7 protein-coding genes are annotated in these 6,289 nt (G+C 30.3%); all 7 read left to right on the forward strand.

Going from position 1 to position 6,289, the window contains the following annotated elements; genetic code table 11:
• On the forward strand, nt 1-1,180 hold a 1,180-nt coding region (locus HU235_RS22540; RefSeq protein ID WP_174881662.1), incomplete at its 5' end, for a hypothetical protein.
• Nucleotides 1,181-1,189: 9 nt separating this feature from the next.
• The gene (locus tag HU235_RS22545) at nt 1,190-2,047 is read left to right on the forward strand and encodes an ABC transporter ATP-binding protein (RefSeq protein WP_174881663.1); all 858 of its coding nucleotides are present in this window, start codon (nt 1,190-1,192) and stop codon (nt 2,045-2,047) included.
• A complete protein-coding gene (locus tag HU235_RS22550) occupies nt 2,044-2,700 on the forward strand; it encodes a hypothetical protein (protein WP_174881664.1) in 657 nt (218 codons plus the stop codon). Before HU235_RS22545 ends, HU235_RS22550 begins: the two co-directional genes overlap by 4 nt.
• Before the next feature lie 377 nt (nt 2,701-3,077).
• The gene (locus tag HU235_RS22555; RefSeq protein WP_174881665.1) at nt 3,078-3,590 is read left to right on the forward strand and encodes a hypothetical protein; all 513 of its coding nucleotides are present in this window, start codon (nt 3,078-3,080) and stop codon (nt 3,588-3,590) included.
• A gap of 221 nt (nt 3,591-3,811) precedes the next feature.
• Nucleotides 3,812-4,690, forward strand: coding sequence for a hypothetical protein (locus tag HU235_RS22560; protein WP_174881666.1), 879 nt, complete (start codon nt 3,812-3,814; stop codon nt 4,688-4,690).
• Nucleotides 4,691-4,692: 2 nt separating this feature from the next.
• Nucleotides 4,693-5,298 carry an ABC transporter ATP-binding protein gene (locus HU235_RS22565; RefSeq protein WP_174881667.1) on the forward strand — a complete coding sequence of 202 codons (606 nt, stop codon included), beginning with the start codon at nt 4,693-4,695 and terminating at the stop codon, nt 5,296-5,298.
• Nucleotides 5,291-6,289: ABC transporter permease family protein (locus tag HU235_RS22570; RefSeq protein WP_174881668.1), on the forward strand; the 999-nt coding region annotated here is incomplete at its 3' end. The genes HU235_RS22565 and HU235_RS22570, both read left to right, overlap by 8 nt.

Genomic DNA, 6,289 nt, shown 5'->3' on the forward strand with positions numbered 1-6,289 from the left:
AAATATGCTAAATGAAGAGCAAAACATAAAAATAGAAAATGTAGATATACTTTTAACCCCTAAACAGAATTTAGAATTAGAGGTTGATGTTAAGATTCAAAATGCAGGGAAAAAGGACTTGAGTAAGCTTTTCTTTACGTTGTTTCACGAATTTGAAGTCAATCAAATAGAAATAGAAGGTAAAAATATAGATTTTCTTCAAGCTGGTGATACAGTTGAAGTTCTATTAAATGAAAAGCTTAAAGTAGGCCAACGAATTAGCTTGACGTTTAATTATGAGGGACTGCAAACTAACTTGTACTTTGGTAATCAACAAGCTATCTATTTACCAAATCATTTTGCATGGATTCCTAGTACGAATCTTGCACCAGCATTTGATATTGTTTCCAATCAAAAAGGCTTACATAGAATCTCACATAAATATATGGAAGAGACAAAATATCAATTAGAAATTAATTATAATAAAAAAATTTATACAAACTTAAAAAATCAAACAAAAAATAAATGGAGCGGAAGTAGTTCTTCTGGGATTACTGTTATTTCGGGAATGTTAAATGAAAAAAGAGATGACAATAAGACTTATATTTACCCAATCTCTTGGGAGGAGTCAATGCAAGAATTAAAGCGATTTGATACATACGTTAATACAGTATATAAGCAGGTAACTACTTTATTATCAATGGATAACATAGAAAAACCTAAGTATGTTTACTTTTTACCTACGCTAAATATAAGTGATACTCTAATCGGTGAAAGTGCCTCTATTGATGATCAATCCATTATTATAGGAACACCAGTTTATGCTGAACCTGACCGAAACTATTTTAAAGATTTCATTGATGACTTAACGTACGAAATAATTCCCGCATTTACAACAAAGGATTTACCTTATGATAAAAGTCAATATGAGTTCAATAGCTTATTTAATTGTGTTTATTCTCAAACATTAAATAAACAAATGGGCTTAAATGATGATACTGGGTTTGTAAATCATTTTATTAACTATAATTTAACAAAAAATGAAAAGGTAGACTCGGTATTAGATGGATTACGTAATTGGTTAAAAACAGATGAGGCAACTGATAGTCAGCACACTTTCTACAAGGAATGGTATAAGTTAGTTCGTGAAGGTAAAAGTTGGGATGATTTAAATAACTTGCTAAATACTTATAATAGATGAGGTGATTTTGTGGATCCAATTATACTTAGTAATATAGATAAAAGCATAAAAGGAAAGGAAATCCTTCAGAATGTGAATATTAAAATTAACGGTTCAGTTGGTTTGTTAGGACCCAACGGAGCTGGAAAAACAACTTTGATGAGAATTTTAACAACGCTTATTGAACCAAGTAGTGGGTCAATTCGTTCTGGCAAACTTGACTGGAAAAATAAAATGGAGGTCAGACCCCATATTGGTTACTTGCCTCAGCATTTCTCAATGTACAAAAATATGACAATACTTGATTGCCTTAATCATTTAGCTTTATTAAAGGGGATAGATAAACGAAATCGGAATGAGATGATCCAATCAACATTGAATGAGGTCAATTTATTAAATGTGAAATCAAAGAAGATAAAACAATTATCTGGGGGAATGCTAAGAAGGGTTGGAATAGCCCAAGCCCTGTTAGGAAATCCTCAGCTGCTGGTAGTAGACGAGCCTACAGTAGGTCTTGATATTGAAGAAAGAGTCCGATTTAGAAGATTGCTCAGAAAACTCGGTAAAAATAGGAATATTGTTATATCTACACATATTGTTGAGGATATAGAAACAACCTGTGACAAAGTATGTATATTGAAAAATGGAAAGGTTATCAAATTTGGAACGAAATCTGAGTTGTTGAGTTTAGTAAAAGGAAAAGTAGCAGAGAGAGTATATCCTATAGACCAGGTAGACTATGATTCTTTAAAAATTATTTCAACGAAGGAGAGTAGTGAGGAATATATTGTTCGGTATTTTATTACACAAGATGATGATAATTATGTCGTAGAACCGACATTAGAGGATGCATATTTGTATTTTACTCAAGAAGAGGATTATGTATGAACAAACTAAAGAAATTGGATATATTATTTGAAGTAAAGTCAATGGGGATATCATTCTTCGTTCCGGTACTTTCGGTCCTTTTTTTGATTTTCCTTAGTTACACAGAACTAGGTCCGGAGATAACAAGAAAGTTGTCCTTATTTATCGAATTTATCATTTGCCCACTTGCAGCATGGTGGTGCATATATTTGTTTATTGATTATTACGAGGAAAATATGGAGGAAGTATTGTTTACATACCCTGTCTCGTTTTTCTTTCATGGAGTACTTCGTTCTATAATATTTCTAATCTTATATATATTACTACTAATTCTAGGAATGATTCCTATTTCTTTAAGACATGAATTGGTACAATTCTCTACACAAGTCTTTCAGTATATCCCACAGTGCATCCTATATGGAGCGGTTGGTTTTTGCTTAACGGTAATGACAAGAACGATTGTATTTCCAATCCTATGTATCGTAGGATATGCTGCAGGAAAATACTTTACAGGTGGCTCAAACCTATTTCCAATCTATAATATTATGTTTTTCGATATAGAGAGCTCTCGGCATTTAATAGTTGAAAAGGCAATTACCAATATTGGATTAGCATTATTACTTTTTTTTATTGGCCATATCATATTAAGAAAAAGAACTTTAATTAACAAATAATAATTAAACTGGTTTTAATAGGAACAGACTTTAGTTTTTCCCTCATATTGAAACTAAAATTACTTATTGTTTAACCCTAGATATAGATTAAAAAGCCATAATTGTTGGTTAATAGAAAATAATAAATAATATATATTATATTGTAAAAAAATGACATTATATGTTAAAATTATCCTGTATCGATACATTATTTGGTAATATCTAAATAGTCTCTTGAAGATTATGATATAAAGACATAGTTTCCATGGAACTAAGGTAAGCAAAATAATTAATTCGGGGAGTAATTCATTGATATTCCTTGTCTATGATCCTGTTCTTTTATCTATATTAAATCCGAAACATTAAATATTATCAGTATATCGTGGGAGGAACGTTTAATGAAGATTTTCAAAAAGATTATTATGGGTGTAACAGTAGGTATATGCGCATTTAGTTTTACAGTAAATTCTGCACATGCAGCAAAAGATGACAATTCTGTTAACACTCCATATGGAAAGCTCACATCCAATGCTTGGAGATCGCCTTTAACTACAAGTGGTAATACTTATCAATTTAATTATCAGACATCTGCTATTTATTCTGGTAATAAGTCAGTCGATTGGATTAAGACTACTTGGGAAGCTTGTGCATCATTAAGAAATAGTGCATCAATGTCAATTGGAATTTCAGTTGATGGTGCATCTGCTAGTTCAAGTAGCTCATGGCAAAATGTTTGTAAAAGTGCTTACTGGCAAAATTCGAATGGGGCAAAAGGTGCTTACTCAAATAGAAGAAATGCAGTTATTAAACCTAGAATAGATTACAAAGGTTCATCAGTCTCAATTCAGAATGAAGCAAAAGTAAAAATCAAAGGCGATGCTAGATCTTGGTCGATAAATGCATCTGTTTAAGATTTATGTATTTGTTCGATATGTTAATTCACATTAGTTACTTCAATTGTTAAGTGTTTTAAAAAAAATACTTAGTTTAAATTAAACGTATAAATATAGTAAATAGAATAGTTGTTAAATTGTTTTTAAGGAGTTTAGATTGTAAGGAATTGTTAAATGAGCAGAGGGTTCTGTACATGTAACAAGTACAACCTAACTCCTTATTTTTTGGAGATGATGGCATGAAAAGGTTTTTATTTTTATTGATAGGTTTAATCTTATTAATATATGGCTGTGACCAAGATGCAGAAATTAATAATGAAAACCTAGGTTGTTCTGGTGAAAACTGTAAACTTGTTTATGATGGGTCTCAGTACCATACATACGATATAAAAATAAAGTCACTCACAGGGAAAATTGATTCAACAGATAATGAGTTTCAATATAGACTTCCTGGGAATGATTTATATGTAACTAGTGGAAATTCAATTGAAAATAACTTTAAAATTATGAAAAATGAGAATGAACGGTTACATACTGTTTATGAACATAAAAATAATAAGGAGGCAATTTTTCCAATTGCAGTAATAGATGATAACTATATCTTTGCCGTAATGGAATATACTTCTGAAGAGCAGACATTTAAAGGTTTTTTTCAGTTAAATGAAAAGGATGAACTTGAACAAATTAAGACTGAGAGTAACGAAAAAACTGAAAAAATCTTTGGGGTTGGAATTTCTTCAAATAATAATATTTTTCTTCTATTACATGATGAAGACAGACAAGATTTATATAAAACAAATCTTTCTCTTTCAAAATTCGAGTTAGTTGCCAAGGATGTTTCTCAGAATCTTAGTACATTTTCTGGAGATGTTTGTTACTTAAAAACTCATAAGATTTTCTGTGGAAATAAGGTTCTTAAAGAATTGGAGGAAGGATCTGTATTTGCATGGGTTCTTGACGAATATATATTAGAAGTTAATGATATGGGATCGTATGAAGTAAGAGATGTCAATGATCAGAAACTTCTCCATTCTGGTACGGAATTTATAGGCTTTGATATAAGTCCGTCTGAAGTAATTATTTACAGTGATAGCAAAATGTTAGTACTGGGGGACTAAAATTGACTGTACTACTTGAATTAGAGAATATACATAAAAGTTATAAACAAAGGGTACTTTGTGGACTTAATTACAAGTTTAATAATAATGGATTGTATGCGATATATGGTATAAGTGGTAGTGGGAAATCAACTTTGTTAAACATAATGGCAGGTTTTGAATTACCTGATAGCGGAAAGCTTCACTGCAGATTTGGTAAATTAGAATATGTAATGCAAGAACATATGCTTCTTACTAATGTTTCTGTAAGAGAGAATTTATATATCAAGTTGAATCTAACAAGTTACAGTACAAATGAATATGATGATATTATTAAGAAAATATGTATAAGTTTAAGTATAGATAATCTTATTGATGAGAAAGTTTCGGTTCTTTCAGGTGGTGAGAAACAGAGGGTATCATTAGCAAGGGCCCTGTTAAATGTACCAGAAGTAATACTTTTAGATGAGCCTACGGCAAGTATTGATCAGGGAATAAAAGAAGATCTTCTAAAGATACTGGAAAATATTTCTAAAGATAAATTAATAATAATTACAACACATGACCCTTTAGTAAAGGACTATGCTGATACTATGCTATCCTTAGAAGGGGGAAGATTAAGTGAATAAGAATTTTGTTGTAAAAGTGCTAAGAAAAAAGACACACCATTTCCTTACCATATCTGTAGTCATTTTGGTGATTTCTCTTAGCATGTTAAATTACATGGTTTCTTACATATCGAACCAATACTACACGATAAATAGAGATTTTTTGACTAATAATAATGTAAAAGTAATTCATGTAAATGGAAAAGAAGAAGGTGATTCTACAAGTACAGTTCAACTAAATGATAAGGATATTATTAATCAACTTATAAAAGAAAATGGCTTATTAGAAAGAGCCAAAGCCTATCCTATTTTTATTTTACCAACTGTATTTAATTCTTCTATGGAATCAGGGTATTCTTTAATAGGATTAAACAAGGAACTTGCGTTTCTAATTAGTGAAGGCTGCACATTGAAGGATAATAGTATCTGTGTCGGAGATACTAATGATGAAAGTATAAAACTTAATGTACCTATAATAGAAGAAAAGGATGGAGGTTTTTCCTCAAGTAAAACAGTTAATATAGATATATTAGCAGAGAAAGGTGCCAAAAAAGAAAATGCAATATTAATTCACTCAATTCCGAATAACAATCAGGCATATGTAAATGAGGATCAGGCTCTAAAGCTAACCGAAATTATGTATCAGAATTCCCAAAATAGCTTGGAATACATAAAAGAAACCCAACTTGATAAAGTGATAGTTTATGTAAAGGATATTAAGGATGTAGATAAAGTTGGTGAACTTTTAAAAGAGCATAAATATTATACCAGCTATACATTTAACAGCTTTGAAAATTTTTCTGCGAATATTAATACCTCACAATATATTTTAATTATTCTGAGTGTTTTTTTAGTAATTACCTCAATTATTACTGCAGTACTATTAATGGTAAATTTTCTTAGAATTCAAAGAAAGGAAATTGCTATTCTTAAATTAAATGGTTATAAAAGTAAATCTATTGAAAGCATTTATACAAGATTGTTCTTAATTATGTTCCGAAACATTTTTATT

The organism is Metabacillus niabensis, from assembly GCF_902829255.1.
In the GTDB taxonomy this organism is placed as follows: Bacteria; Bacillota; Bacilli; order Bacillales; family Bacillaceae; genus Metabacillus; species Metabacillus niabensis.